This window comes from Pseudomonas sp. YY-1, assembly GCF_002843095.1.
Classification (GTDB): Bacteria; Pseudomonadota; Gammaproteobacteria; order Pseudomonadales; family Pseudomonadaceae; genus Aquipseudomonas; species Aquipseudomonas sediminis_A.
On the sequence record NZ_PJLX01000012.1, the window covers coordinates 1 to 24103 of the forward strand.

General features: G+C 63.3%; 17 protein-coding genes and 3 pseudogenes. 11 read left to right on the forward strand and 9 right to left on the reverse strand.

Features of this window, described 5'->3' with window-relative positions:
* On the reverse strand, positions 1 to 1007 hold a 1007-nt coding region (locus CXP40_RS16730), incomplete at its 3' end, for a class I SAM-dependent DNA methyltransferase (RefSeq protein ID WP_157831691.1).
* Positions 1008 to 1544: 537 nt separating this feature from the next.
* Between CXP40_RS16730 and CXP40_RS16735 the strand changes: the two are divergent.
* The 3 genes and pseudogenes from CXP40_RS16735 to CXP40_RS23860 all read left to right on the forward strand — a co-directional run bounded on the left by CXP40_RS16735 (position 1545) and on the right by CXP40_RS23860 (position 4716).
* Positions 1545 to 2158, forward strand: a pseudogene (locus tag CXP40_RS16735) (biliverdin-producing heme oxygenase).
* A complete protein-coding gene (locus CXP40_RS16740) occupies positions 2155 to 4404 on the forward strand; it encodes an ATP-binding protein (RefSeq protein WP_106734692.1) in 2250 nt (749 codons plus the stop codon). The pseudogene CXP40_RS16735 and the gene CXP40_RS16740 overlap by 4 nt, the downstream one beginning before the upstream one ends.
* Before the next feature lie 117 nt (positions 4405 to 4521).
* Positions 4522 to 4716: a hypothetical protein gene (locus tag CXP40_RS23860; protein ID WP_218239052.1), complete on the forward strand. Its 195-nt coding sequence runs from the start codon at positions 4522 to 4524 to the stop codon at positions 4714 to 4716.
* Between the two features lie 4 nt (positions 4717 to 4720).
* Here CXP40_RS23860 and CXP40_RS16750 read toward each other — a convergent pair.
* Positions 4721 to 6152, reverse strand: a pseudogene (locus CXP40_RS16750) (HD domain-containing phosphohydrolase).
* Between the two features lie 102 nt (positions 6153 to 6254).
* On the opposite strand from CXP40_RS16750, the gene CXP40_RS16755 reads away from it, so the two are divergent.
* On the forward strand, positions 6255 to 7028 hold the full coding sequence (locus CXP40_RS16755) for an alpha/beta fold hydrolase (protein WP_106734693.1): 774 nt from the start codon (positions 6255 to 6257) through the stop codon (positions 7026 to 7028).
* Between the two features lie 69 nt (positions 7029 to 7097).
* On the opposite strand, the gene CXP40_RS16760 is transcribed toward CXP40_RS16755, so the two are convergent.
* From CXP40_RS16760 to glcC, 4 genes are all read right to left on the reverse strand, one after another.
* Positions 7098 to 8681, reverse strand: coding sequence for an aldehyde dehydrogenase (NADP(+)) (locus tag CXP40_RS16760; RefSeq protein ID WP_106734694.1), 1584 nt, complete (start codon positions 8679 to 8681; stop codon positions 7098 to 7100).
* 446 nt (positions 8682 to 9127) lie between these two features.
* On the reverse strand, positions 9128 to 10099 hold the full coding sequence (locus CXP40_RS16765) for a sensor domain-containing diguanylate cyclase (protein ID WP_106734695.1): 972 nt from the start codon (positions 10097 to 10099) through the stop codon (positions 9128 to 9130).
* Positions 10100 to 10177: 78 nt separating this feature from the next.
* Positions 10178 to 10960 (reverse strand): type IV pili methyl-accepting chemotaxis transducer N-terminal domain-containing protein, encoded by a 783-nt coding sequence (locus CXP40_RS16770; RefSeq protein ID WP_106734696.1) that lies wholly within the window; start codon positions 10958 to 10960, stop codon positions 10178 to 10180.
* Between the two features lie 254 nt (positions 10961 to 11214).
* On the reverse strand, positions 11215 to 11988 hold the full coding sequence (gene glcC / locus CXP40_RS16775; RefSeq protein WP_072423634.1) for a transcriptional regulator GlcC: 774 nt from the start codon (positions 11986 to 11988) through the stop codon (positions 11215 to 11217).
* Between the two features lie 238 nt (positions 11989 to 12226).
* On the opposite strand from glcC, the gene glcD reads away from it, so the two are divergent.
* From glcD to CXP40_RS16810, 7 genes and pseudogenes are all read left to right on the forward strand, one after another.
* Positions 12227 to 13726: a glycolate oxidase subunit GlcD gene (gene glcD / locus CXP40_RS16780; protein ID WP_106734697.1), complete on the forward strand. Its 1500-nt coding sequence runs from the start codon at positions 12227 to 12229 to the stop codon at positions 13724 to 13726.
* Positions 13726 to 14781: a glycolate oxidase subunit GlcE gene (gene glcE, locus CXP40_RS16785; protein WP_106734698.1), complete on the forward strand. Its 1056-nt coding sequence runs from the start codon at positions 13726 to 13728 to the stop codon at positions 14779 to 14781. Before glcD ends, glcE begins: the two co-directional genes overlap by 1 nt.
* Before the next feature lie 3 nt (positions 14782 to 14784).
* Positions 14785 to 16002, forward strand: a complete 1218-nt coding sequence (gene glcF, locus CXP40_RS16790) for a glycolate oxidase subunit GlcF (RefSeq protein WP_106734699.1) — start codon at positions 14785 to 14787, stop codon at positions 16000 to 16002.
* A 219-nt stretch (positions 16003 to 16221) separates the two neighbouring features.
* Entirely contained in the window at positions 16222 to 16620 is a 399-nt protein-coding gene (locus CXP40_RS16795) for a heme-binding protein (protein ID WP_106734700.1), read from the forward strand.
* A 121-nt stretch (positions 16621 to 16741) separates the two neighbouring features.
* Entirely contained in the window at positions 16742 to 18919 is a 2178-nt protein-coding gene (locus CXP40_RS16800; protein ID WP_106734701.1) for a malate synthase G, read from the forward strand.
* A 229-nt stretch (positions 18920 to 19148) separates the two neighbouring features.
* Positions 19149 to 20842 (forward strand): annotated as a pseudogene (locus tag CXP40_RS16805) (L-lactate permease).
* Positions 20843 to 20981: 139 nt separating this feature from the next.
* Positions 20982 to 21149 carry a rubredoxin gene (locus CXP40_RS16810; protein ID WP_003242223.1) on the forward strand — a complete coding sequence of 56 codons (168 nt, stop codon included), beginning with the start codon at positions 20982 to 20984 and terminating at the stop codon, positions 21147 to 21149.
* A 61-nt stretch (positions 21150 to 21210) separates the two neighbouring features.
* Here CXP40_RS16810 and CXP40_RS16815 read toward each other — a convergent pair whose 3' ends face one another.
* The 3 genes from CXP40_RS16815 to phoU form a co-directional block, all read right to left on the reverse strand.
* Positions 21211 to 22107, reverse strand: coding sequence for a M23 family metallopeptidase (locus tag CXP40_RS16815; protein ID WP_106734702.1), 897 nt, complete (start codon positions 22105 to 22107; stop codon positions 21211 to 21213).
* Positions 22108 to 22246: 139 nt separating this feature from the next.
* Positions 22247 to 23152: a response regulator gene (locus CXP40_RS16820; protein WP_106734703.1), complete on the reverse strand. Its 906-nt coding sequence runs from the start codon at positions 23150 to 23152 to the stop codon at positions 22247 to 22249.
* A gap of 135 nt (positions 23153 to 23287) precedes the next feature.
* Positions 23288 to 24016, reverse strand: coding sequence for a phosphate signaling complex protein PhoU (gene phoU / locus CXP40_RS16825; protein WP_106734704.1), 729 nt, complete (start codon positions 24014 to 24016; stop codon positions 23288 to 23290).
* Between the last annotated feature and the right edge of the window lie 87 nt (positions 24017 to 24103).

Genomic DNA, 24103 nt, shown 5'->3' on the forward strand with positions numbered 1-24103 from the left:
TACTGGGTCAGTTTTCGGTCAGCGGCAACATCCTTGCCTTCTTCGCCCTTCTTGGCTTTGGATTTGTTGCGCGGGATGCCGTAGGTGTTGAAGCGACGGTCGTTCTCTACCGAGGCCAGGGAGACATCGTCGACGTTGAACGGCGGATTGGCCATTACATAATCGAACTGACCAAAGCTGTTGTGCGGGTCCTCGTAGTAACTGTTGGCCTGCATGATGGTGCCGCGCAGGCCGTTGACCGCCAGGTTCATCTTGGCCAGCTTGACGGTTTCCAGGGTCTTTTCCTGGCCATAGACATAGATATCGCCGTCGTTGGCGTGATTGGCGTCATGACGGTGTTGCTCGATGAATTGCGCGGACTGCACGAACATACCTGCCGAACCACAAGCCGGGTCATACACCTTGCCGCCGTGGGGCTCGATGATTTCCACCATCAGCTTGACCACCGAGCGCGGGGTAAAGAACTCTCCGCCGCCCTGGCCTTCGGAGAGGGCGAACTCGGCGAGGAAGTATTCGTAGATCTGGCCGAAGATATCGCCGCTGGCATCCTGAGGAATGTCATTGAAGGTGCGCAGCAGCTCCTTGGGTATGCCCTTGTTCTGCGCTGAGCGGGTCAGGCGGAAGTATTCGTCCTGCGGCAGCACGCCCTGCAGCTCAGGCTTGTATTCCTCGATGGCCTTCATCGCCTCCTTGATGGATTTGGCGATGTCTTTGCTGTCTTCCAGATTAAGTAGGTAGTCGTATCGGGCGTGGTCTGGCAGGTAGAAGCCGCATTTCTCGATGGCGATATCGGCCAGCGACTTCTCCATACGGGTGTCCTTGAAGACGAGAAAGTCCCGATGAATGGCCTTCTCATGCTGCTTGAACTTGTTGTCGGCGAACTTGAGAAAAATCAGCCCCAACACCGGGGTGGAATATTCGCTGGCCTTGAGGTCGGAGTTGGCGCGCAGGTTATCGGCAGCGCGCCAGAGATCGGCTTCGAGTTTCTGTAACTGCTCTTTGGTCATGGGGCTCTGCTTGGGAATTCGGGGATACTCAACATAATGTGAGGAGTATCCCAAGGCCTGCAGCTGCATTCCAGTCAATCACTGCCACTTCCGCAGAGAGCCCTGCCAGATTGGATCTGGTAACGAAGCCAAGCACATCCGCACATCCGCAGTTTTTCCACACCCGGCGCGCTTAGCTTAGCGAAAAGGGTTTAGACCGACTAATGCAACCCTTTGATTTTTAAATATTAAACGCTAAAGGGTGACTTTTAGAACTCCGAACGCAGGGGTCGTGGGTTCGAATCCCGCCGAGGCGCCAGATCATCAAAGGCTCCAAGTGAAAACTTGGGGCCTTTTTTGTTTGGCCAGAACAGCGGATATCAGCACTTCGCAGCTCACTTACGGGCCGGGCTAGCCTATCCAGCCCGGCCCTCAACAGCTCGGCAACGCGCTCATTCGAATCGAGCCGTTTTAGCCTGGGAATAGCCCGCATGGTAAGGTGTTAGCCCCTGCTCACCTTAAAAATGGGCACTCGAGGCCCTCACAAGAGCGATCTGGATGCAAGCCAAGGCCCACGAAGTTCCTGTGCCGCCGGTGCTGCAAGATCTGCGGGCCGGAACGGCGAAACTGCACGTCAGTCTGGAAAAAAAGCTTCCTTTTTTTCAGACCACTTCGACACGAATGCCTTTCAACGGCTGATGCAGGCGTACTACGGCTTCTATCTGCCGCTTGAAAACGCGTTGCTCGATGCCGCCGTGACACCGGCTGATTTCGATCTCGCCTCACGCCTCAAAGCACCCACCCTGCGCGAAGACCTGCTTGCTCTGGGCCTGTCAGCCGAGGACATCGAGGGCTTGCCGATCTGCCAGTCATTGCCCGCAATCAGCGACAGGCCGGCCTGCCTGGGCGTTTTATATGTGCTCGAAGGGGCGACGCTTGGTGGGCAAATTCTGCGCCGGGAAATGGCTTCACGGCTGGAGCTGAATGCCGACAACGGGGCGGCATTTCTCGACATCTACGGGGCGGAAACAGGGCGGCGCTGGCGCAATTTCATCGATTTTTTGAGTAGTCGACCACTGGATACGGTCGAACGTAGGGCTGTTGTCATGACAGCCCAAGCCACATTTAGCTGTTTCGAGCGCTGGCTTGAAAGCAGAGAGGTACTGATATGACCCCGCAGAACAAAGATGCTTTTGAGGAATTGCTGGCCAACTGCGCCGACGAGCCCATCCGCTTCCCCGGGGCGATTCAACCCCATGGTTTGCTGCTGACACTCAGCGAGCCCGACCTTGCGATCATCCAGATCAGCGCCAACGTCGAAACCTTGCTGGCATATACGCCGCAAGAGCTTATCGGCCAGCCGTTACACAGGCTGGTTGGCGAGACTCATGCCGAAGCAGTGCGCGAGGCGCTGGTACAGCCAGCGTTCGCCGACGCCGGCCCACTGCACGTTCATATCAATGGCACGACCTTCGAGGGCTTGCTGCACCGGCATCAGGGCGTGTTGATCCTGGAGCTGGAAATCCACGTCGAAAATTTCCAGCCGCGCAACGTCGCAGGGCTCAACACCAACCTGGGACGCATGCTCCAGCGCTTGCAAATGGCGACCACGCTGCAAGAGCTGTATGACATCAGCGTCAAGGAAATTCAGGCGATGACCGGTTATGACCGGGTGCTGATCTATCGCTTCGAAGAAGAGGGCCATGGTCAGGTCATCGCTGAAGCCTCCGCACCGTCAATGGAGGTCTTCAATGGTTTGTTCTTCCCCGCCTCGGACATCCCCGAGCAGGCTCGTGAGTTGTATCGCACCAATTGGCTGCGGATCATCCCCAATGCCGATTACCAACCCGTGCCCCTGGTGCCGAAACTGCGACCCGACACGCATACCCCGTTGGACTTGAGCTTCGCTACCTTGCGCAGCGTTTCCCCGATTCACTGCCAGTACATGAAGAACATGGGCGTGCTGTCGTCGATGAGCATTTCCCTGCTCAAGGACGACAAACTCTGGGGCCTGATCAGTTGCGGCAATCGCCAGCCGTTGCACGTACCGCATGAGCTACGCAGCGCCTGCCAGACGATCGGCCAGGTATTGTCGTTGCAGATCAGCGCCATGGAGTCGTTGGAAATCAACCGCCAGCGCGAAGAGAAAATCGATGAGCTGACGCTGCTCAATCAGGCAATGCTTGATTCGCCGCAGAATGTTTTCGATGGGCTGGCAGGGCAACCTGAGGTGCTGATGGCGCTGACCGGAGCCGGCGGCGTCGCCATCATCGAAGACAAGCAGTTGCACCGCTACGGCAACTGCCCGGAGCCCCAGGAAATCCGCGCGCTGCACAAATGGTTGCAGGAAAGAGGTGAACCGGTGTTTTCCAGTCACCACCTTGCTGGTGTCTATCCGCCTGCCGCGCAGTACCCGCAGGTGGCCAGCGGCGTGCTCGCGATGAGCCTGCCCAAACCGGTGGATAACGGTGTGTTGTGGTTCCGGCCGGAGGTAAAGGAGAGCATCCACTGGAGCGGCGACCCGCGCAAACCCATGGATCTGGAAAACTCCGATGCAGGCCTGCGCTTGCGCCCTCGCACATCCTTCGAAATCTGGAAGGTCGAGATGGCTGGTATCTCGACCAAATGGAGCCACGGAGATTTGTTTGCGGCCAACGACCTGCGCCGCTCGGCGCTGGAACATGACCTGGCCCGGCAAGTACGCCGCGAGCAGGAGGCGGTGCGTGCCCGTGACGAGCTGGTTGCCGTGGTATCGCATGATCTACGCAACCCCATGACGGTGATTTCGATGCTTTGCGGCATGATGCAAAAGACCTTCAGCTCTGACGGTCCGCATACGTCGCGACGCATCGCTACGGCACTCGACACCATGCAGCAGGCTGCCGGACGGATGAATACGCTGCTTGAAGATTTGCTCGACACGTCGAAGATCGACGCCGGGCGCTACACCATCGCCCCGCAGAAACTCGATGTCGGGCATATGTTCGAAGAAGCGCAATCGCTGCTCGCACCACTGGCCCTTGATAAGGACATCAGCATCTCCTTCGAGGCTGATCCCGATCTGCGGATTCACGCTGATCCAGAGCGGCTGTTCCAGGTGCTATCGAACCTTATCGGCAATGCCATCAAGTTCACCCCACGACGTGGCACGGTCGGAGTCCGCGCGAAATCCGTCGGTGGCGAGATCGTATTCACCGTGCGCGATAGCGGCGAGGGCATCCCCAAGGAACACCTGCCTCACGTATTTGATCGCTACTGGACGGCCAAGGATGGTAATCCGACCGGGACTGGGCTTGGTTTGTACATTACCCAAGGCATCGTGGAAGCCCACGGCGGACATATCGTCGTCGAGAGCGAATTGGGTGAGGGCTCGGAGTTTCAGTTCACGGTGCCAGCGCTTGCAGAGAGCCCCGCGTAGTATTTTTATCTACATGCTCTCGCCCATCTGACGCCTCTCTGGCGGCGAGAATTTTCGCCGCCTTTGGCGTCCGGGATCGGTCGGCCACTGCATCGCCAGGCAATGGAGAGAACACATATGGAAATTCTGCTGCTGATCACCGCCGCCTTCTTGGTGCTCTTCATCTACAGCTGGCGGCGCTCACGCCCCAGGCCTCTGCCGCGCAAGAGAAAGCACAGCGGTCTGAGCGGACAGGACTCCGGCTCAGGTTTCACTGACGGAGGTTTCGACTACAGTGGAGGAGGCGATGGTGGCGGCGGAGGGGGCGACTGATCGCTCAAATCACCCCCAAGGTCAGCGCCTTCAAGGTCGCCGCCGCACGCGTCGAGCAGTGCAGCTTGCGGAACACGCTCTCGACATGGGTGCGCACCGTGCTCGGGCTGATGCCCAGGTCGCGCGCCACTTCCTTGTTACTCGCCCCGCTGCTGATGCGCTGCAGGATCTGCGTCTCGCGTTCGCTGAGCAGGCCGTTGCCGGGCTTGCTGGTAAGCGGCGCCTGCTCGCCGTGCGCAGCGCTGATCACTGCCTGGCAGGCGCGTGAGTCAAAGCGGCCCTGCTCGGCTTCATCCAGTAATACGCGAGCAGCCTGATCGTCGCTGAAGGCCGGGCGCCAGGGGCGCTCACCGCGCAATGCGAGCCAAGCCAGTGCGGCGCTCAGCAGTCGGTGTTCGGCGCTCAGGGCATCACCGCTCAGCGAGCGGAAATAACCGCTGCCATCCAGCCGTTCGTAGGCATGCGCGGCCAGCTGTCCGGCTTCGCTCAGGCCACCGATCTGACTGCAGGCGCGGTGTGTCCAGTAGGGCACCAGGCGTATCGATTCGAGGTCACCTTCGAGCAGCGGGCCAGGCATGCTCCAGATGCGATTGGGCACGGCCGCGCGCCCCAGGCCATGGAGCAGCGCGGCCTTGGCCAGCAGTTCGATACGCGCGTCGGGCAAGCCCCAGAGCCGGCCGGCATCACGCACCAGATTCGACGCCTGGCGTGAATAGCCGGCCATCCAGGACAGCTTGAGATCGATCACGTCGCCCCACCAGGTTCAGCGAGACCTGCGGCCCGACGCCAGGCAGCATGCTCTCGGGCGTACGCAGTGCCTCCAGCCAATCCGCTGCGTGGTGGACAAGCAGCTCGGCGAGGTCCGCAGGATAGCGGCGGTCGCCCTGCGCACCGATCCACTCCAGCGCCGCCTCCAGACCGTGGACGCGCGAAAGGATTTCCAGATCCCCGGCCAGCACCACGTGATAGACCACCTGCGGAATATCGGGATGACGCAGGCCCAGCGGCCGGCCGCTGCCGTCGAAGCATTCGAAGATATGTCGCAGCCCCAGCTCGACCTGCGTCGGCAGAGCGAGCGTGCGGGCCACCTCACCGGCTACTTCGCAATGCACCACGGCCAAGGGTGTGGTGCGCAGCATAGCGCGCTGGCCGGCAGCATCCAGGGTGTGCGCGAGCATGTCGCGGCGCCCGCCGACATCGTCGCCAAACAGGCGCATGAAGCCCTCGGCGTTGGCCGTACAGCCGGACCAACGCAGCAGCGCCACCTGCCGGGCGGCATCGATCTGCGCCTGATCGCCGCCAGCAGCCTGCACCAACCACTGCGCCAGGCGCGCGGTACGCCGCGACTGGTCGATGGGCTGGCCCATGCTCAGGTCACCGACCATGGCCAGGGCCAGCATGGCGTCTTCGAGGGCGACGGCGTCATTCACCTGCATGGGCAGCTCTCCTGTTTTTTTGCCAGCCTCGGATAAACGACCGATACCGGGACACCGGCGCATTATCGACACTGAACTCCCCCAAGCACAGGAGATTCCATCATGTTCAATACCAAGCCGCTGATCCTCGCACTCGCCATCGCCAGCCCCTTCTTCGCCATCAATGCCCAGGCTGCCGAGGCCAAGCCGTCGGTGGTGATCGTCCACGGCGCTTTTGCCGACGGTTCCGACTGGGCCAAGGTCGTGCCGCTGCTGCAGGAAAAAGGCATCAAGGTCACCGTGGTGCAGAACCCACTGACCTCGCTGGTCGACGACGTGGCCGCCACCCAGCGCGTGCTGAACAACCAGGAAGGTGACGTGGTTCTGGTCGGCCACTCCTGGGGCGGCACGGTGATCACCGAAGCCGGTGCCGACGAGAAAGTGCGCAGCCTGGTCTATGTCGCGGCGTTCGCCCCCAACGCCGGCCAGTCCAGCGGCGAACTGTACGGTGGTTACCGCACCGCACCGGGTTCGAGCCAGATCGCGGCGGACAAGAATGGCTTCCTCTACCTGACGCCACAAGGCATGGCCGCCGACTTCGCCCAGGACCTGCCAGCCGCGCGGACGGCGGTGATGGCCGCCACGCAAGGCCCGATCCGCGCAGCGGCTTTCGATGAGCGCACCAGCGTCGCGGCCTGGAAGCAGAAGCCGTCCTGGTACCTCGTCGCCAGCGATGACCGCATGATTGTGCCGGAGATGCAGCGCGACTTCGCCAAGAAGATCGGCGCGCAGACCACCGAGGTCGCCGCCAGCCACGTGCCGCAGCAGTCGCGTCCGGCCGATGTGGCCAAGGTGATCATCCAGGCGGTGGAGAAAACCCAGGCTGCTGCTAAATAAAGATTCGGCCTTCAGAATGAAAAATGCCGCACCCTCACGGGTGCGGCATTTTTCGTTGCAGCGCGCCGATCAGCTCAGCGCGTCACGGCTGTGCACGCCGTCAACCAGACGCTGAATGCCCAGCGGGTTGGCGTTCTGCAGCGCCTCCGGCAGTACCTCGTCCGGGTAGTTTTGGTAGCACACCGGACGCAGGAAGCGGTGGATCGCCAGGGTGCCGACCGAAGTACCACGGGCGTCGGAAGTCGCCGGGTACGGGCCGCCATGGACCATGGAGTCGCAGACTTCCACGCCAGTCGGGTAGCCATTGAGCAGCACACGGCCAGCTTTGACTTCCAGCAGCGGCAGCAGATCGCGGAAGGCGCTCAGGTCTTCACGCTCGGCGATCAGGGTCGCGGTCAGCTGGCCGTGCATGCTCTGCAGGGCACGGGTCAGCTCGGCGCTGTCGGCGACTTCGACGACGATGGTGGTCGGGCCGAAGACTTCTTCCTGCAGCAGGTGGTCGCCTTCGAGCAGCATGCTCACGTCAGCCTTGAACAGCTGCGGTTGTGCCTGGTTGCCGGCCTGATCGTTGCCTGCCAGACGGCTGACCTTGGCATGGCCGCTCAACTGCGCCACACCGTTGGCGTAGCTGCGCAGGGTGCCGGCGTTGAGCATGGTCTGCGCCGGTTGCGCGCCGATGGCGTCGGCCAGGCCGGCGACGAAGTCGCTGAACTCGGCGCTGCGAATGCCGATGACCAGGCCCGGGTTGGTGCAGAACTGACCGCAACCCAGGACCACGGAACCCGCCAGCTCCTTGGCCACGGTGGCGCCACGTGCTTTCAGGGCGCCCGGCAGGACGATCACCGGGTTGACGCTGGACATCTCGGCGAACACCGGGATCGGCTGCGGACGGGCAGCGGCCATGTCGTACAGGGCGCGACCGCCTTTCAGCGAACCGGTGAAGCCGACAGCCTGGATGGCCGGGTGCTTGACCAGGATCTCGCCGACGCCGCCGCCGAAGATCATGTTGAACACGCCCTTGGGCATGCCGGTTTTCTCGGCGGCGCGAATCACTGCGTCAGCCACGCACTCGGCAGTGGCCATGTGGCCGCTATGCGCCTTGAACACCACCGGGCAACCGGCGGCCAGCGCAGAGGCGGTATCGCCACCCGCGGTGGAGAAGGCCAGCGGGAAGTTGCTGGCACCGAACACGGCGACCGGGCCGACGCCGATCTGGTACTGACGCAGATCCGGGCGCGGCAGCGGCTGACGATCCGGCAGGGCGCGGTCGATGCGCGCGCCGTAGAAGTCACCGCGACGCAGCACCTTGGCGAACAGGCGCATCTGGCCACTTGTACGACCACGTTCACCCTGGATGCGGGCAGCCGGCAGCGCGGTTTCGCGGCAGACCAGGGCCACGAAGTCATCACCGAGGGCGTCGATTTCGTCGGCGATGGCCTCGAGGAACTCGGCACGACGCACAGCCGACAGATTGCGGTAGGTCGGGTAAGCGGCGGCAGCAGCCTGGGCGGCCGCGTCGACTTCTTCCGGTGTGGCCTGGATAAAGGTGTACGGCAGCGCTTCACCGCTGCTGGCGTCGAGGCTTTTGTGCTCCACGGTGCCGGCAGCGCGGCGCTCACCGCCGATGTAATTGTGGCCAGTCAGACTCAGCATGGCGTTCTCCTGTCAGTGCATGGCGGGCAAGGCGCCATCGGGACAATGAATGAGGCCCGGCGGCAAAGCCGGGATGCACAACCACCTGCGCAGTTGTAGGACGTATGATAAGTGACAACATATCTATTTGTCCTCGGATACGTACGCTTGAAGCAAAGTAAGTTGCAATGCCTTGCAGACTGAATCAGGAAATCGGCCAAGCGAAATGGTGCGGATTGGGCGAAAAGCCCACGGACGCAATGGGAAAACTCCATGCGTGTTTGATGCGCGCGGTATGGTGCAAAAAACCGGTAGCCGGACGTTGGCCTGAACGATCACGACGCGGTGTGCGCCCCGGTATTGATGCAGTGGCTGTGGTTGCGCGGCCATGCGCTCTGCTGGCGCGGAGGCTCTCAGGCGCATGCCCTCGGGCTATCGATCAGCAGCCGAGACGGATCAACGATTGCTCAGGCCTGGACATCTGCAGCATCGTCCAGACCCGGGCGAGCAGGCGCTCTGGCCACCTCCAGGCGATCACGACCGCGTTGCTTGGCCTGGTAGAGCAGCTTGTCGACGCTATTGAGGAAATCCAGCGGTCGATCATGGGCGCCCGGCACGATGGTGCCCACGCCGAGGCTGATGGTGAGCAGCGACGACACCGACGAGCGTTCGTGGGCAATGCGCTGCTGGCGTACCTGCTGGCGGCAGCGCTCGGCGATATGGCGGGCGGCGGCTTCATCGGTCTCCGGCAGCACCAGCACGAACTCCTCGCCACCGAAGCGGCCGACAAAATCCCGTGGCCGGCTGGCCGCGCGGCTCAGCGCCTGGCCGACGCTTTTCAGGCAGTCGTCGCCCTGGATATGCCCGTAATGGTCGTTGAACTGCTTGAAGTGATCGATATCCAGCAGGATCAGCGACAGCGGCTGCTGAGTGCGCTGGGCATTGGCCCATTCGGTGGCCAGCACGCTGTCGAACATGCGCCGGTTGGCCACGCCGGTAAGGCCGTCCTTGTAGGAGTACTCCTCCAGCTGCTTCTGCAGGGTCAGCAGCTGTTCCTCGGTCTTCTTGCGCTCGCTGATGTCGAACATGAAGCCGATCAGCGAGTCCACCTCGCCGTTGTCGTCGCGCACCACGTGCACCACGTCGCGAATCCACACGTAATCACCGGCGGCGGTCAGTGCGCGGTAGTCGGCTTCGTGATCGACGCCGTTCTGCGATTGCGAGATGCAGAATTCCACCACTTTCTCGCGATCATCCGGGTGCATGCGCGTCGCCCAGTCCTCGGCGCTGACCCAGCTGGCCTGCGACCAGCCCAACAGACTCTCGATCTGCGGGCCGATGTAGGCAAAGGTCATGCTCTTCCAGTCGATCTTCCAGGGAATCGCCCGGGTGGACTCCAACAGGGTCTTGTAGACCGCCTGATCAGTTGCTTCGCTCATGCCCGTCACCTTTGCCCGCATTTCGCTTGGTTATAGCGCAAAAGCGGGTCAGCAAGGTGACGATCTGGCGAATGGCTATCAGGCCTCTTTGGCTTGCAGGCCGGCGTAGAGGCGGGTCAGCTCGTTGAGCTGGCGGAACAGCGAGTCGGTGCTGACGGTGATCACAGTGGGCACGAAGTCCTGCGAGGCGTGCAGGTCGATGCCCTTGAGGGTGAAGCCCCAATGAGCACGAGCGCGGCGCTGGGCGTTGGCGATTTCCTCGTTCGGCGTACCGCGGGCTTCCAGCTCCTTGAGGATGGTTTCGAAGTCGCTCACGGCCGTATCCAGCTTGGCATCCAGGTCCGGCGCCTGCACATGCCAGGACTTGGCCATGTAGAGCATGGCGATGCGCTGGGTTTGCACCCGCGCCCAGCCGGTACGGTGCACCGATGCGCCCATGGCGCCCAGGTGCTTACCCATCAGGTCACTGACGGTCTGTGTCTGCTGCAGCAGTTCCTCACTGGTGGCGAGCATCTGGACGGCCTTGGCCTGCTCCGGCTTGGCTTCCAGCTGCTGGCGGTAGGAGGCCCAGGTACCGTCGATCCTCGCCAGCGCGGCCTTGATCTCCGCAGTCGGCGCATAGGCGGTCAAGGCCTTGTGGCTGGCATCGAAACGCTCGATGGTTTCCTGCAGCTGGCGCTGGGCGGCATCCACGCGCACATCGGCACCCAGCATCAGGTAGTTCTTGGCCATGCGCTGGGTCAGCGAACGCTGCAGACCGGCCATGTTCATGGCTTCGGAATCGCTCAACTGCGCCAGGCTGGGCACGCTGACCAGTGCGGTGCAGGCAAGCAGGAGGAAAGTCAGGTACTTCTTCAACACGTCGGTACTCCAAAAATTCGAGAACGAGGCAATGCACCGGAAGCACACGCTACCGGTAACGGGTTGAACCCTTGAATACGGGGTTTTTATTGGAATGCGGGGGGCAGATTCGAAGGGCGCGGGGCCCGGATGCTGCGGAAAAGGGCGCGATGATAGCTGCTAAAACGCCATCATTCTGTGCGACCAGTCATGAAGCGGACGACTGGTCGCTGCCACACCTAAAAACGTTGAGGGAAAAGGCAGACGGGCGGAACTCATGCCCAACCCTCCAGGCGCATGGTCGCGCGTACCAGGCGCTGCTCTTCCTGCTCGATTTCCTGCAGGTTGTCACGAATGCTGTTGATGTGATCGCGCGCGGCGCGCTGGGCCTGCTCCGGCAGGCGTTCGATCACCGCGTGGTACAGGCGCGAATGCTGGCGGTCGATCTGCCGCTTCTGCGCCGGGCGGTGGTAGAGGTTGTTCACCGAGGCGAACACGGTGCTGAGCATCAGGTCGGTCAGCGACTGCAAGGTGTGCACCAGCACCGGGTTGTGCGAGGCCTCGCAGATGGCCAGGTGGAAGGCATGGTCGAGGCGCGCATGCTCACGCGGGTCGACCGGATTTTCCTGCGCATGGGCCGCCAGCATCTCTTCGTAACGCCGGGTCAGCAGGACGAAATCCGCCTCGGTACCGCGCAGCGCCGCCAGGCGCGCCGACTCGCCTTCGAGCAGGCCGCGCACCTCCAGCAGGTCATACAGGGTGCGTGGCTGCGAATTGAACAGGTGCATCAATGGGCTGGCGTCGCGCTCCCCGCTGAGCTTGGCCACCCGCGAATCACGTCCCTGCGCGGTGTCGATGATGCCGCGCCCGCGCAGCACTTTGAGCCCTTCACGCAAGGCCGAGCGGGAGATGCCCAGCTTTTCGCACAGGCGTCGTTCCGACGGCAGTGGCTGCCCTACCTTGAGCACGCCGTCGACGATCAGCCGCTCGATGCGTTCGGCCACCACATCGCTTACCTGCCGCCGTGCGACACCCTGTTGCCCGTCCATTCGCCACCTCCGCAGCACTGGTCGTACCAATTTTTAATGGCCACCTTAGATCGCGCACCTTACGGCAGGCAAGCCATATTGCATGAGACCTTAGGCCAACCCATGGCGAAAGCCTGACGAAAGAAACTGGTCCTACCAGCAGCAAAGAGAATGGACGTAAAAAAGCAGGCAGCCTAAACATGCAGCCAAGGTCGCAGCATGACCGCCAATAACAACAACGTCCAAGATTGAGCCTGCCATGAGCATTCTGTACGACGAGCGTGTCGACGGCGCGCTACCCGCGGTCGACAAGACCGCCCTACTGGCCGAGTTGCGCCAGAGCCTGCCCGATCTCGACATCCTGCACACCCAGGAAGACCTCAAACCCTACGAGTGCGATGGCCTGTCCGCCTATCGCACCACGCCCATGCTGGTAGTACTGCCCGAGCGCATCGAGCAGGTACAGCAGTTACTCAAGCTCTGCCACGCCCGTGGCGTACCGGTGGTAGCACGCGGCGCCGGCACCGGCCTGTCCGGCGGCGCGCTGCCGTTGGAAAAGGGCATCCTGCTGGTGATGGCGCGCTTCAACCAGATTCTCGAGATCAACCGCGAAGGTCGCTTCGCCCGGGTTCAGCCTGGTGTACGTAACCTAGCGATTTCCCAGGCCGCCGCGCCCTTCGACCTGTATTACGCCCCCGATCCGTCCTCGCAGATCGCCTGCTCCATCGGCGGTAACGTCGCCGAGAACGCCGGCGGCGTGCATTGCCTGAAGTACGGCTTGACCGTGCACAACCTGCTCAAAGTCGACATCCTTACCGTCGAAGGCGAGTTCATGACCCTCGGCAGCGACGCCCCGGACGCGCCGGGTTTCGACTTGCTGGCGCTGTTCACCGGCTCCGAAGGCATGCTCGGCATCGTCACCGAGGTGACGGTCAAGCTGCTGCCCAAGCCGCAAGTGGCCAAGGTGCTGCTGGCGGCCTTCGACTCGGTGGAAAAGGCCGGTCGTGCCGTGGGTGACATCATCGCCGCCGGCATCATCCCCGGCGGCCTGGAGATGATGGACAACCTGGCGATCAGGGCGGCGGAAGACTTTATCCACGCCGGCTACCCGGTGGAGGCCGAGGCCATTCTGCTCTGCGAGCTCGACGGAGTGGAGGCCGACGTCGCCGACGACTGCGAGCGCGTTCGTGAGGTGCTGGAGAAAGCCGGCGCCACCGAAGTACGCCTCGCTCGCGACGAGGCCGAACGGGTGAAATTCTGGGCCGGGCGCAAGAACGCCTTCCCAGCGGTCGGGCGCATCTCGCCGGACTACTACTGCATGGACGGCACCATCCCGCGTCGTGAGCTGCCAGGCGTGCTGCGCGGCATCGCCGAGCTGTCCGAGGAGTACGGCCTGCGCGTGGCCAACGTGTTCCACGCCGGCGACGGCAACATGCACCCGTTGATCCTGTTCGATGCCAACGTGCCTGGCGAGCTGGAGCGCGCCGAAGCCATCGGCGGCAAGATCCTCGAACTCTGCGTCAAGGTCGGCGGCAGCATCACCGGTGAGCATGGCGTTGGCCGCGAGAAGATCAACCAGATGTGCGCGCAGTTCAACAGCGACGAGATCACCCTGTTCCATGCGGTGAAGGCGGCGTTCGACCCCAGCGGCCTGCTCAATCCGGGCAAGAACATCCCCACCCTGCACCGCTGCGCCGAGTTCGGCGCCATGCATGTGCACCACGGCCAACTGCCCTTCCCGGAACTGGAGCGTTTCTGATGTCGCATGATTTCGACGCCAGCGCCGCGCTGCTGGAACAGGTCAACCACGCGCTGAACAGCGCCACCCCGCTGCGCATCCAGGGCAGCGGCAGCAAGGCTCATCTGGGCCGCGCCAGCACCGGCGAGGTGCTGGATACCCGCATGCATCGCGGCATCGTCAGCTACGACCCCACCGAGCTGGTACTCAGCGCCCGCGCCGGCACGCCGCTGGTCGAGATCGAGGCAGCGCTGGAGGCGAACAATCAGATGCTGCCATGCGAGCCGCCGCACTTGGGCGATGGCGCCACCCTCGGCGGCATGGTTGCCGCCGGGCTGTCCGGCCCGCGCCGCCCCTGGGCCGGCTCGGTACGTGACCAGGTGCTCGGCACCCGGGTGATCACCGGCCAGGGCAAGCTGCTGCGTTTCGGCGGCGAGGTGATGAAGAACGTCGCCGGCTACGACCTGTCGCGCCTGATGGCCGGCAGCTTCGGTTGCCTTGGCCTGCTCGCCGAAGTGTCGATCAAGGTGCTGCCCAAACCGCGCCAGGTGCTCAGCCTGCGCCTGGAAGTGGACGCCCTGCACGCCCTGAACAAGCTCGCCGAATGGGGCCAGCAGCCACTACCGATCAGCGCCGCCAGCCACGACGGTGCCGCGCTGCACCTGCGCCTGGAAGGTGGCGAGGGCTCGGTTCTGGCCGCGCGCCAGCGCCTGGGTGGCGAGGAGATCGATAACGGCTACTGGCATGAATTGCGCGAACAACGCCTGCCGTTCTTCAGCGCCAGCGGCACGCTATGGCGCCTGTCGCTGCCGGCCAACAGCGGTCTGCTCGACCTGCCCGGTCGCCAGATGATCGATTGGGGCGGCGCGCAGCGATGGCTGAAGACCAACGCCGACGGCGAGCTGATCCAGCGCGTGACGGCCAAGCTCGGCGGCCATGCCACGTGCTTCGCCGCCGGCCAGGCGCAACCTTTCCAGCCGCTGGCTGCACCGCTGCTGCGCTACCAGCGCCAGTTGAAGAACCAGCTCGACCCCCAGGGTATTTTCAACCCTGGCCGCATGTACGCCGAGGTATAAGACGTGCAGACCAATTTGAGTGAACAGGCCAAACGCCTGCCGCGCGCCGAAGAAGCCGAACGCATCCTGCGCTCCTGCGTGCACTGCGGCTTCTGCAACGCTACCTGCCCGACCTATCAGCTGCTCGGCGACGAGCTGGACGGCCCACGCGGGCGTATCTATCTGATCAAGCAGATGCTCGAAGGCAATGAAGTCACGGCCAAGACCCAACAGCATCTGGATCGCTGCCTGACCTGCCGCAACTGCGAAACCACCTGCCCGTCCGGCGTGCAGTATCACTACCTGCTGGACATTGGCCGTGAAGTGGTCGAACAGGCTGTGCCGCGACCGCTGAACGAACGCCTGTTGCGCCAGGGCCTGCGCGCCGTGGTACCGCGACCCGCGCTGTTCAAGACGCTGACCCAGGCCGGTCTGGCCCTGCGCCCGCTGCTGCCGGCCACACTCAAGGCCAAGCTGCCGCGCGAGATTCGCCCGGCCAAGCCGCGCCCGACCGAGCAACATGCGCGCCGCGTGCTGATGCTCGAAGGCTGTGTGCAACCAGGGCTGTCGCCCAATACCAATGCCGCCAGCGCACGCGTGCTCGATCGCCTCGGCATCAGCGTCACGCCGATCCACGAAGCCGGCTGCTGCGGCGCCGTCGACTATCACCTCAACGCTCAAGAAGCCGGGTTGCAACGCGCGCGGCAGAACATCGACGCCTGGTGGCCTGCCATCGAAGCCGGTACTGAGGCCATTGTGCAGACCGCCAGCGGCTGTGGTGCCTTCGTCAAGGACTATGGCCACCTGCTCGCCGGTGACCCGGTTTATGCGAACAAGGCAGCGCGGGTCAGCGCCCTGGCCAAGGATCTGGTCGAGGTGCTGCAGGGCGAGGCCCTGGAACAGCTGCAGGTGCGCGCCGAACAACGCCTGGCCTTCCATTGTCCCTGCACCCTGCAGCATGCGCAGAAGCTTGGCGGCGCGGTTGAAGGCGTGCTGACGCGTCTCGGTTTCGGCCTGACAGCGGTGCCGGACGGCCACCTCTGCTGCGGCTCGGCCGGCACCTATTCGCTGACCCAGCCGGAGCTGTCGCGGCAACTGCGCGACAACAAGTTGAACGCCCTGGAAAGCGGCAAACCGGACGCCATCGTCACCGCCAACATCGGCTGCCAGACCCACCTGGACGGCGCCGGGCGTACACCGGTGCGGCACTGGATCGAAATCGTCGAGGAAGCGATGGAATGATCACCCGTAACCTGGTGCAAACCTCGAATGGTCTTGCACAGGTAGGAGCGAGCTCTGCTCGCGAAGCTTTTGCTGTTAGCCATGGTTCGCGAGCAGAGCTCGCTCCTACGGATTAGCACGTAGCTCGGTCAGGGCATGCCCCTGACCACCAAAGCGGTGGATGTGAAAAGCGACATCCACCCTACAACTGATCACGAAGACACGAACACGAGGTATGCCATGCAACATAAAGCCGTACTCAGCCAAAGCGAAGTCAGCCAGATCCTCCAGGCAGCCCGCAGCGAAGCGCAGCAACAGGGCTGGGCCGTGGCCATCGCCGTGGTCGACGACGGCGGTCATCCGCTGGCACTGGAGCGCCTCGACGGCTGCGCGCCCATCGGCGCCTACATCGCCACCGAGAAGGCGCGCAGCGCCGCCATCGGCCGCCGCGAAACCAAGGGCTACGAAGACATGGTCAACGGTGGCCGCAGTGCCTTCCTCAGCGCACCGCTGATTACTTCATTGGAAGGTGGCGTGCCGGTGCTGGTGGACGGCCAGGTGGTCGGCGCCGTGGGCGTGTCCGGGGTCAAGGCCGAGCAGGATGCGCAGGTGGCCAAAGCGGGTATTGCGGCACTGTAAGCGATGGCGCACGCGCCTCGCGGCTAAATGGATCTGAAGAGCTTCGCCCTGGGGCGGGGCTCCTACAACACGTTGATTGACCCGCACCAACATGGGCGGAAGCAGACAGGAGAACAGCAACATGACCGAACGCGTGCAATGTCAGCGCCTGCAGGTAGCCGCCGAGCTCAAGCAATTCATCGAAAGCGAAGTGCTGCCGGGCAGCGGTATCGAGGCGGCGGCTTTCTGGAGCGGTTTCGACGCGCTGGTGCATGACCTGGCGCCGCGCAACCGCGCCCTGCTGGCTGAGCGCGATCGTCTGCAGACCGAGCTGGATGCCTGGCATCGCACCAACCCCGGCCCGATCCGTGACATGAACGCATACCGCACCTTCCTCGGCTCCATCGGCTATTTGCTGCCGCAGCCGAAGCAGGTCAAGGCGACCACTGCCAACGTCGACAGCGAGATCGCCACCCAGGCCGGCCCGCAGTTGGTGGTGCCAGTGATGAATGCACGTTACGCGCTCAACGCCGCCAACGCCCGCTGGGGCTCGCTGTACGACGCCCTGTATGGCACCGACGCGATCAGCGAAGAGGGTGGCGCCAGTAAAGGTCCCGGCTATAACGAAGTACGCGGCGCCAAGGTGATCGCCTTCGCCCGCGCCTTCCTCGACCAGGCCGCGCCGCTGGCCAAGGGCTCGCACGCCGATGCCAGTGCCTATGCCGTGGTCGCCGGCCAGCTACAGGTGACCCTGAGCGGCGGAGCACAGACCTACCTGGCGCAACCAGAGAAGTTCGTTGGCTTTCAAGGCGAGGCTGCCACGCCGAGCGCCGTGCTGCTGAAGAACAACGGCCTGCATTTCGAGATACAGATCGACGCCAATAGCCCCATCGGCCGCACCGACGCAGCCGGCGTGAAGGACGTGCTGATGGAAGCGGCGCTGTCGACCATCATGGACTGCGAGGACTCCGTGGCTGCCGTCGACGCCGCCGACAAGGTGGTGGTCTACCGCAACTGGCTGGGCCTGATGAAGGGTGACCTGGCCGAGGAGCTGGACAAGGGTGGCAAGCGCATCACCCGCCGGCTCAATGCGGATCGCGTCTACACCGCCGCCGATGGCAGTGAACTGACCCTGCACGGTCGTTCATTGCTGTTCATCCGCAACGTCGGCCACCTGATGAGCAACCCGGCGATCCTCGACGGTGAAGGCTTGGAAATTCCCGAGGGCATCCTCGATGCCGTGGTCACCAGCCTGATTGCCCTGCATGACCTGCAGCGCCGCGGCAACTCGCGCACCGGTAGCGTCTATATCGTCAAACCGAAGATGCACGGGCCGTTCGAAGTGGCCTTCGCCAACGAGCTGTTCGGTCGTGTCGAACAGCTGCTGGGCATGCCCGCGAACGCCCTGAAGATGGGCATCATGGACGAGGAACGGCGTACCAGCGTCAACCTCAAGGCCTGCATCGAGGCAGCCAGCGCGCGCGTGGCCTTCATCAACACCGGCTTCCTCGATCGGACTGGCGACGAGATGCACACCGCCATGGAAGCTGGCGCGATGCTGCGCAAGGGCGACATGAAATCCAGCGCCTGGATCCAGGCCTACGAGCGTAACAACGTACTGGTCGGCCTGGCCTGCGGGCTGCGCGGCAAGGCGCAGATCGGCAAGGGCATGTGGGCCATGCCGGACCTGATGGCAGCCATGCTCGAGCAGAAGATCGGCCACCCGAAAGCCGGCGCCAATACCGCCTGGGTACCGTCGCCAACCGCCGCCGTGCTGCATGCCCTGCACTATCACCAGATCGACGTGCAAGCGGTGCAGAGCGAGCTGGAACTGATCGACCTGGCCAGCCAGCGCGACAGCCTGCTCAACGATCTGCTCAGCGTGCCGGTCAGCGCCGAGCGGCCGTGGAGCGCCAACGATATCCAGCAGGAGCTGGACAACAACTGCCAGGGCATCCTCGGTTACGTGGTGCGCTGGGTCGAGCAGGGCGTCGGCTGCTCCAAGGTGCCGGATATCCACAACGTCGGCCTGATGGAAGACCGCGCCACCCTGCGTATCTCCGCCCAGCACATCGCCAACTGGCTGCACCACGGTGTGGTCAACGAGGCCCAGGTGCGCGAGACGCTGCAGCGCATGGCACAGGTAGTCGACGGGCAGAATGCCGGCGACCCGGCCTACCGCCCGATGGCGCCGAACTTCGAACAATCCCACGCCTTCCGCGCCGCCAGTGACCTGGTGTTCAAGGGCCGCGAGCAGCCGTCCGGTTACACCGAGCCGCTGTTGCATGCCTGGCGACTGCGCTTCAAAGAGGAGGTGTGAGCAACATCCACGCGTAGCCTGGGTTAACCCCGGAGATGGCGTGAAGGAGCAGTAACAAGCCCTGACGGTTTCTGACCGTCGGGGCTTTCGAGCATGAGCGCGACGATGGGTGATCCCTGCCGTCGCGGCTCGCGGAAAGGCCGGTGCCGTGGTGCCCGGCCCTTCCAGATGCGTGGCGCCGGGTATCCCCGGAAAACTGTGGTTCACAAGAAAAAGAAGGAACCAACCCATGAGTCAAACGCTGCTGTCCATCCTGGCCTTCGTGCCACTGGTGCTAGCGGGTGTACTGCTGATCGGCTTTCGCTGGCCAGCCAAGTACGCGATGCCGCTGGTGTTCGTCCTCACCGCCCTGATCGGCCTGCTGGCCTGGGACATGTCCCTCAACCGGGTCATCGCCTCCAGGGGCTGATACTCACGGCCGCGATCCTGTGGATCATCTTCGGCGCGATCCTGCTGCTGAACACCCTCAAGCACTCGGGAGGTATCGCGGCAATTCGCCGGGGCTTCTCCAACATCAGTCCGGATCGCCGCGTGCAGGCGCTGATCGTCGCCTGGCTGTTCGGCTGCTTCATCGAGGGCGCCTCCGGTTTCGGCACCCCGGCTGCCGTGGCCGCGCCGTTGCTGGTCGCCCTGGGCTTCCCGGCTCTGGCCGCGGTGGTGCTGGGCATGATGGTGCAATCGACGCCGGTATCCTTCGGCGCAGTGGGCACGCCAATCCTGGTGGGTGTCGGTTCGGGCCTGGACAGAACCGGCATCACCGAGCAACTGGTTGCCACCGGCAGCAGCTGGGAAGCCTTCTTCCACCTGATCTACTCGCGGGTAGCCATCACCCACGGCCTTATCGGCCTGCTGATGCCGCTGATCATGGTGATGATCATGACCCGCTTCTTCGGCAAGAATCAGAGCTGGAAGGAAGGCCTGGCCGTCGCGCCGTTCGCCATCTTCACCGCCTTCGCCTTCTCCCTGCCGTACATGGCAGCCGGCGTGTTCCTCGGCCCGGAATTCCCCTCGATGATCGGCGCCCTGGTCGGCCTGGCCATCGTGGTACCGGCCGCCAAGGCCGGCTTCCTGCTGCCGAAGGACACCTGGGACTTCGCTGAGCCGAAGGACTGGCCGTCCGACTGGATGGGCAAGATCGAGATGAAACTCGACGAGGTGGCCGGCAAGGCACCGATCTCCGTGCCCATGGCCTGGGCGCCCTACCTGCTGCTGGCGGTGTTCCTGGTGGTGTCGCGCACCTTCCCTGAGCTCAAGGCGGCGATGCTGGGCCTGAGCTTCGGCTGGAAGGACATCCTCGGTGAGACCGGCGTGTCCGGCACCATCGAACCGCTGTACCTGCCGGGTGGCATCCTGTGCATGGTGGTACTGGTGACCTTCTTCCTGCATCGCATGCGCTTCTCCGAGCTCAAGGCGGCGGTGGGCGAGTCGAGCAAGACCCTGCTCGGTGCCGGTTTCGTGTTGATCTTCACCATTCCCATGGTGCGTATTCTGATCAACTCGGGCGTAAACGGCAGCGACCTGGTGTCGATGCCGGTGGCCATGGCGCAATTGGTGGCCGACAGCGTTGGTGGCGTGTATCCGTTCTTCGCCCCAGCGGTCGGCGCACTGGGCGCCTTCATTGCCGGCTCCAACACCGTGTCCAACCTGATGCTGTCGCAGTTCCAGCTCAATGCTGCCGAGCTGATCGGCGTGTCCGGGGCGATGATGGTCGCTGTGCAGTCGGTCGGTGCGGCGGCGGGCAACATGATCGCCATTCACAACGTGGTGGCAGCCTCGGCTACCGTTGGTCTGCTCGGACGCGAAGGTATCACCCTGCGCAAGACCATCCTGCCGACGCTCTACTACCTCGCTGCAGCTGGCCTGATCGCGGTGGTGGCGATGTACGGCATGGCACTGACCGATCCGCTGATGACCGCTCGCTGACCGATGGCGGGCCGTGCACTGCGCGGCCCGACTTTGGTTGGTCCCTGGCTGGCGGCGATTGCCGCTAGCCCGCTTGGCGCGTCAGTGCAATTGCGGTAGCTTGCGTCGCGCAACACCGTGAGATTGGTCTGAGGTTTTTATGAAAAAGTGGCAATGCGTGGTCTGTGGACTGATTTACGACGAGAGCCAGGGCTGGCCGGATGACGGCATCGCTCCCGGCACCCGCTGGGAAGACGTGCCGGAAGACTGGCTATGCCCTGACTGCGGCGTCGGCAAGATGGATTTCGAGATGATCGAAATCGGCTGATCACGCCTGGTTTTCACGAAACGGCGACCCTCGGGTCGCCGTTTTGCTGTGCGTAATCTGATTATTCGCCGCCGACCGCGAAATTCGGCAGGCTGTTGACCGGCTGACGGAAGTTGAAGGGAATGGACTCGACCGCCAGCCCCACATTGCGCTGCACCACGAAATGCAGGTGCGGGCCGGTGCTGTTGCCGGTGTTGCCGGAGCGCGCCAACAGGCTGCCGGTTTCCACCCGCTGGCCTTCACGCACGCTGACCGAGCCCTTCATCAGGTGCAGGTAGACGCCCATGGTGCCGTCGTCATGCAGGATGCGCACGAAGTTGCCGGCCGGGTTGTTGCCGCGGCCGCTCTGCTGGTTCTCGGTCTTGACCACCATGCCAGCGCGTGCGGCGACGATGGGCGTGCCCTCGGGCATGGCGATGTCCACTGCATAGCGGCCCTTGGGCGTGAAATGACTGTAGGTGCCGTTGGCGCCCTGGGTCTGACGGAACGGACCGCCACGCCAGGGCAGCGGATAACGATGGATGCTCGGCTGCAGGCGCGGATCACCGAGGGCGTAGCGCAACCTGGGTTTGTAACGCAGTGGTTTGCTGGCGTCCTGCGCGGTGAGGGTAGCCAGGCGGATATTGCTGCGCGGTGGCAACACCCAGCGAATCGGTTTGTCCGGCGCGCCGATAGCGTTCTGTACCTGCTCCAGCTTCAGTTCGATTTCCACCGGGGCATACAGGTCATTGCGAATCAGCAGGGTTTCACCGGCTTCGTGCTTCTTGGTTTCCAGTTTCACCTGGTTGTCCAGGCGCTCGACCATGCGATCGTTGAACACGAATACCTGCGCGCCAGGCGCAGCCTGATCGCTATAGGTGACTACGCCGTTCTTGTCGACGTACTTGTAGATGGTCAGCGCAGCGGCCTGGCTGCAACAGGCCAGCAGACTGCAGAGAATAATTAGACGCCCTAGCATAACGACTCGGATCTTATGGCTTTTTGATATCCGGGTTAGCAAGACTAGCAGCGCAGCACGGAGCGCGCGAGACACCGACCGTCAGGCTGTGAACCGGCTCACCGCCATTGGTCGGCACAGCGCAGCGGATTGCATGCAGCTACGCGCCGGGGCTGAAATGCTTCTGTGCAGTGCCGCGGGCGATCAGCCGCGACAGGTAATCGAGTTTCTGCGGATCACGGTCGACGAATCGGAAAGTCAGTTGCAGCCATTCGCTGTCGGGCTTGGGTTCGAATGCCACCACCGCGTGCAGGTAGCCATTGAGCCGAGCGGTTTCCGCTGCTTCGCCCTGCTCCAGGTCGAGCACTGCACTCTCCAGCACCTGCGGCAGTTGTTCGGTGCGCTTGACCACCAGCAGTGCCTCCTTGAGGCTTAGCGCTTTGATCACACAAGCCATGCTACCCGCCGGCAAACGCAGCTGACCCTGGCCACGACCGGCTGGCGACTTGCTCGGGGCTGCCGGCGCTGGTGCTGCGCTCGGCTCAGCCTGGACCGCAGCCGGCACCGGAGCACTGGGTTTGACCACCTCAGCCTTGCCACCGGTGAGCGCGGCCAGCGAATCATTGGCAAAGCCGCCGCTGCTGAGCATCTTCGGCGGCGCGCTGGCGGCCAGGGCCTGCAGCTTGCCGGTGCGGCTCAGCGCCTTCTTCACCTTGGTCACCAGTTGCTCGTTGGAGAAGGGCTTACCGATGTAGTCGGAGACACCCGCCTGGATCGCCTGCACCACGTTCTCCTTGTCACCGCGGCTGGTGACCATGATGAAGGGCGTGGTTTTCAGGTTGTCCTGCTCGCGGCACCAGGTCAGCAGCTCGAGGCCGGACATCTCCGGCATTTCCCAGTCACAGAGGATCAGGTCGACCACCTGGCGGCTCAACATCTGCTGGGCCTTGCGGCCATTGATCGCTTCCTCGATCTGTACGCCGGGGAAATTGTCGCGCAACCCTTTCTTGACCAGATCACGGATAAAGGTCGCGTCATCCACCACCAGCACACTGACTTTGCTCATCGGCCACTCCTGTACGAATGGCAGTAAGCATAGTCATGGCCAGTGGCCTAAGGCCAACGGAAAACGTCGGACGTGCAACAAATCGCACAAACGAAACGGCCCGGGAAAGCCCGGGCCGTCGGCATCAAGCAGGCATCAGTCCCTGGACTTGCCCTCGACCTCTTCACGCATACGGGTCAGGCCGATGTGGCGCACATCGGTGCCACGCACCAGATAGATCACCAGTTCGGCGATGTTGCGCGCATGATCGCCGATGCGCTCCAGCGAGCGCAGCGCCCAGATCACGTTGAGCACGCGGGAGATCGAACGCGGATCTTCCATCATGAAAGTGACCAGTTCGCGCAGCGCGGTCTTGTACTCGCGGTCGACGGTCTTGTCGTACTGCGCCACCGACAGGGCCAGGTCGGCATCGAAGCGAGCGAAGGCGTCCAGTGCCTCCTGCACCATCTTGCGCACCTGATCACCGATATGACGAACCTCGACGTAACCACGCGGCGACTCGCCCTCTTCGCACAGCTGGATGGCGCGCTTGGCGATTTTTGTCGACTCGTCGCCGATGCGCTCGAGGTCGATCACCGACTTGGAGATGCTGATGATCAGACGCAGGTCGGAGGCCGCCGGCTGGCGACGGGCGAGGATGCGTACGCATTCCTCGTCGATGTTGCGCTCCATCTGGTTGATCTGGTCGTCGATCTCGCGCACCTGCTGGGCCAGGCCGGAATCGGCCTCGATCAGCGCGGTGACGGCATCATTGACCTGCTTTTCCACCAGGCCGCCCATGGCCAGCAGGTGGCTGCGCACCTCTTCCAGCTCGGCGTTGAATTGCTGGGAGATGTGCTGGGTAAGGTTGTCTTTGTTGATCATGTTTCGCTCCGCGAAAGTCCGGGTAGGGTGCGCCGTGCGCACCACAGGGCAGCTGCAACCGGTGCGCACAGCGCACCCTACGGGGTC